Here is a 3,882-nt window from a genome sequence, read left to right on the forward strand (position 1 = left end):
CCAGACGGGCCCGCCGCGTGCTGGGACGATGACCCACCGTCCCGGCACGCGGCGGGCCCGCGGCGTGCCGGGCGCCTTGGACGCCTTCGGGCGCGGCGGCCGCGTTCGCCGGAAACGGTGGGTCGAGAGACTGCCAAGTGACGGCCGCGCCGCATAGGGTCTTGGTGTGGACAGGCGCATCTTCGGGCTTGAGAACGAGTACGGCGTCACCTGCACCTTCCGCGGGCAGCGGCGGTTGTCACCGGACGAGGTGGCGCGCTATCTGTTCCGCAGGGTCGTGTCGTGGGGCCGCAGCAGCAACGTGTTCCTTCGCAACGGGGCCCGGCTCTACCTGGACGTGGGGAGCCATCCGGAGTACGCGACGCCGGAGTGCGACAGCGTCGTCGACCTGGTGACGCATGACAAGGCGGGCGAGCGGATCCTGGAGGGTCTTCTGGTCGACGCCGAGCGGCGCCTCCGCGAGGAGGGCATCGCCGGCGACATCTACCTGTTCAAGAACAACACCGACTCGGCCGGCAACTCCTACGGCTGCCACGAGAACTACCTGGTGGGGCGGCACGGCGAGTTCGGCCGGCTCGCGGACGTGCTGATCCCGTACCTGGTGACGCGGCAGATCATCTGCGGCGCCGGAAAGGTCCTGCAGACCCCCCGCGGCGCGGTGTACTGCGTGTCGCAGCGGGCGGAGCACATCTGGGAGGGCGTGTCCTCGGCGACGACGCGATCCCGTCCGATCATCAACACCCGCGACGAGCCGCACGCGGACGCCGAGCGGTTCCGGCGCCTGCACGTGATCGTCGGCGACTCCAACATGAGCGAGACGACGATGCTGCTCAAGGTCGGGGCCACCGACCTGGTGCTGCGGATGATCGAGGCCGGGGTGGTGATGCGCGACCTCACCCTGGAGAACCCGATCCGGGCGATCCGCGAGGTCAGCCACGACATGACGGGCCGCCGGAAGGTGCGGCTGGCCAACGGCCGCGAGGCCAGCTCGCTGGAGATCCAGAAGGAGTACTACGGCAAGGCGCGCGACTTCGTGGACGCGCGGGGCGGCGACGCGACGGCCAAGCGCGTGCTCGAGCTGTGGGAGCGGACCCTGCGCGCGGTCGAGACCGGCGACCTGGACCTGGTCTCGCGCGAGATCGACTGGGTGATCAAGTACAAGCTGATCGAGCGGTACCGGCGCAAGTACGACCTGCCGCTGTCGTCGCCGCGCGTGGCCCAGCTCGACCTCACCTACCACGACGTCCACCGCGACCGCGGGCTGTACTACCTGCTGGAGAAGCGGGGCTCGGTCGACCGGGTGTCGCGCGACCTCGACATCTTCGAGGCGAAGTCGGTGCCGCCGCAGACGACGCGGGCGCGGCTGCGGGGCGAGTTCATCCGCAAGGCGCAGGAGAAGCGGCGCGACTTCACGGTGGACTGGGTCCATCTGAAGCTGAACGACCAGGCGCAGCGGACGGTGCTGTGCAAGGACCCGTTCCGCTCCGTGGACGAGCGCGTCGACAAGCTCATCGCCGGCATGTAGGCACGGGGGCGCGGCGGTCCGGGGCGCGCGTCCCGGGCCGCCCGGGGCGACACGCGCACGGCAGGTTACCAGCAGGTCACCAGGGCGGTAGGGTGAGCGCGCAGTAGCGCTCACCACCCCCCGAAGGACCCCGTATGCGCCGTCGTGTTCGGCTCCTCCCCGCGGCCGTCGTGCTCGCCCTGCCGCTCGCGCTGTCCGCCGCCTGCTCGGGCGGCGGCGTGGACGTCGAGGTTAGCGGGGACTTCGGGAAGCTGCCGCAGGTGAAGTTCCCCAAGGAGGCCCCCGGTGACTCCTTCGCGGTGAAGACCGTCAAGAAGGGCAAGGGCACGGCGGCGCGGAAGGGCGACCTCGTCGTGGCCGACTACGTCGGCTACCGGTGGAACAAGGGCGGGCGCAAGCTGCTGGCCAGCAGCTACTCCAAGGGCGAGCCGGGCGCGTTCCCGACCGGCCGGCTGGTGCCGGGCCTGACGAAGGCGTTCGACGGGGTGCGGCCGGGATCGCGGGTGGTGACCCGCATCCCGCCGAAGGACGGCTTCGGCGACGAGGGCGACCCCAAGCACCAGGTGGGCGGCGACGACACGCTGGTGTACGTCCTGGACGTCCGGGCGGTGTACCCGCGGACGGCGGGCCCGCACGGCGCGCGGCAGGCGCCGCTGAACGAGCCGGGGCTGCCGAAGGTGGCGGACGCGGCGGCGGGGCAGGCGCCGGCGGTGACGATGCCGCGCTCGGCCCCGCCGAAGGGCCTCCAGGTCCGGACCCTGGTCAAGGGGGACGGCCCGGCCGTGCGCAAGGGCCAGCTGGTGGCGCTGCAGTACGGCGGCTACTTCTGGCGCGACGGGAAGGTGTTCAACTCCTCCTGGTCGGAGGGCCATCCGTTCGGGGCGATGATCGGGACCGGCCAGGTGATGAAGGGCTGGGACCAGGGCCTGGTGGGCCAGCGGGTGGGCAGCCGGGTGCTGCTGGTGGTGCCGCCGGCCCTCGGGTACGGGGCGAAGGGGCTGGCGCAGTTCGGCATCAGGGGCGACGACACGCTGGTGTTCGTCGTGGACCTGCTGGGCGCGCACTGAGCCGAGGCCTCTAAGTCGAGTGCCCGTCGTTCTTAGAATGGCGGCATGGAGGACATCGACGCGATCGCGCTGCTGCAGGATCCGGTGCGGCGGAGGCTGTACGAGTTCGTCGCGGCGCAGGGCCGGGAGGTGGGGCGCGGCGAGGCCGCCGAGGCGGCGGGCGTCGCGCGGACCCTGGCGGCGTTCCACCTGGACAAGCTGGTCGACGCCGGGCTCCTGGAGGCCGGCAGCAGGCGGCTGACGGGGCGGTCGGGGCCCGGGGCGGGGCGCCCGGCGAAGGTGTACCGGCGCTCGGCGGCGGAGCGGGACGTGTCGCTGCCCGCCCGCGACTACCGGACGGCGGCGGGGCTGCTGGCCGAGGCGGCGGAGACGGCCGGCCTCGACATGGAGCTGCAGGACGCGGCCCGTCGCAAGGGCAGGGCGCTGCGGGGCCGGGGCGCTTCCTTCGGCGGCCTGGACGACCTGGCGGCCGTGCTGGCCGACCGCGGCTACGAGCCGGTCATGGACGACGACGGCGCCGTCCTGCGTATGCGCAACTGCCCTTTCCACGCGGTCGCCGAGCAGTTCCCGCCGCTCGTCTGCGGGATGAACCTGGCGCTGCTCGAAGGGCTGGTGGAGGGCTCGCTGGTCCGGGTCCGGATGGATCCGCGGCCCGGCTGGTGCTGCGTCGCGGCCGCCCCTTCTAAAAACAACGAGCATTGACATAGAAGCGGCGGGCGTGGTGGGGTGAGCCCATGAGCACACGGACCCGGTACCACCTCGCGCAGTTCAACATCGCCACGCTCCGCTTCCCCCTCGGCGACCCGCGCATGGCGGACTTCGTCGCCCTGGTGGAGCCGGTCAACGCGCTCGCCGACGGGACGCCGGGGTTCGTCTGGCGGCTGGTGGAGGAGGGCGAGGCCGACGCCACCGGGATGCGCCCCGCCGGCGAGGACGTCATCGTCAACTTCTCGGTGTGGGAGTCGGCGGAGGCGCTGTGGGACTTCGTCTACCGCAGCGGCCACCTGGAGACGATGCGGCGCCGCCGCGAGTGGTTCCAGCGGCACGTGGACGCGCATCTCGTGCTGTGGTGGGTGCCGGCGGGCCACATCCCGAGCGTCGGCGAGGCCCTGGAGCGCCTCGCGCTGCTCCGCGCCGGCGGCCCCTCGCCGCGGGCGTTCACGTTCACCTCGTCCTACACCGCCGAGGAGGCCGCGGGCACCGCACCCGCGGGCGCCGGCGCCGAGCCGGCCGGCGGGAAACGCGAGTTTTGGAACGTCACGGCGTGGGTTTCTCAGCCGCCAAAACTTC

Annotated in this window: 4 protein-coding genes; all 4 read left to right on the top strand. The window is 72.4% G+C overall.

What is annotated here, in order from left to right; translation table 11 throughout:
• The first annotated feature begins 166 nt into the window (after nucleotides 1-166).
• The gene (pafA, locus tag AB0K37_RS40810) at nucleotides 167-1,525 is read left to right on the top strand and encodes a Pup--protein ligase (RefSeq protein ID WP_089313247.1); all 1,359 of its coding nucleotides are present in this window, start codon (nucleotides 167-169) and stop codon (nucleotides 1,523-1,525) included.
• A 134-nt stretch (nucleotides 1,526-1,659) separates the two neighbouring features.
• Nucleotides 1,660-2,592 carry an FKBP-type peptidyl-prolyl cis-trans isomerase gene (locus tag AB0K37_RS40815; RefSeq protein ID WP_363991242.1) on the top strand — a complete coding sequence of 311 codons (933 nt, stop codon included), beginning with the start codon at nucleotides 1,660-1,662 and terminating at the stop codon, nucleotides 2,590-2,592.
• A gap of 45 nt (nucleotides 2,593-2,637) precedes the next feature.
• A complete protein-coding gene (locus AB0K37_RS40820; RefSeq protein WP_363991245.1) occupies nucleotides 2,638-3,294 on the top strand; it encodes a helix-turn-helix domain-containing protein in 657 nt (218 codons plus the stop codon).
• A gap of 32 nt (nucleotides 3,295-3,326) precedes the next feature.
• The coding region (locus tag AB0K37_RS40825; protein ID WP_363991248.1) for a DUF3291 domain-containing protein at nucleotides 3,327-3,882 on the top strand (556 nt) is incomplete at its 3' end.

It is taken from the genome of Actinomadura sp. NPDC049753 (genome assembly GCF_040674655.1).
In the GTDB taxonomy this organism is placed as follows: Bacteria; Actinomycetota; Actinomycetes; order Streptosporangiales; family Streptosporangiaceae; genus Spirillospora; species Spirillospora verrucosospora.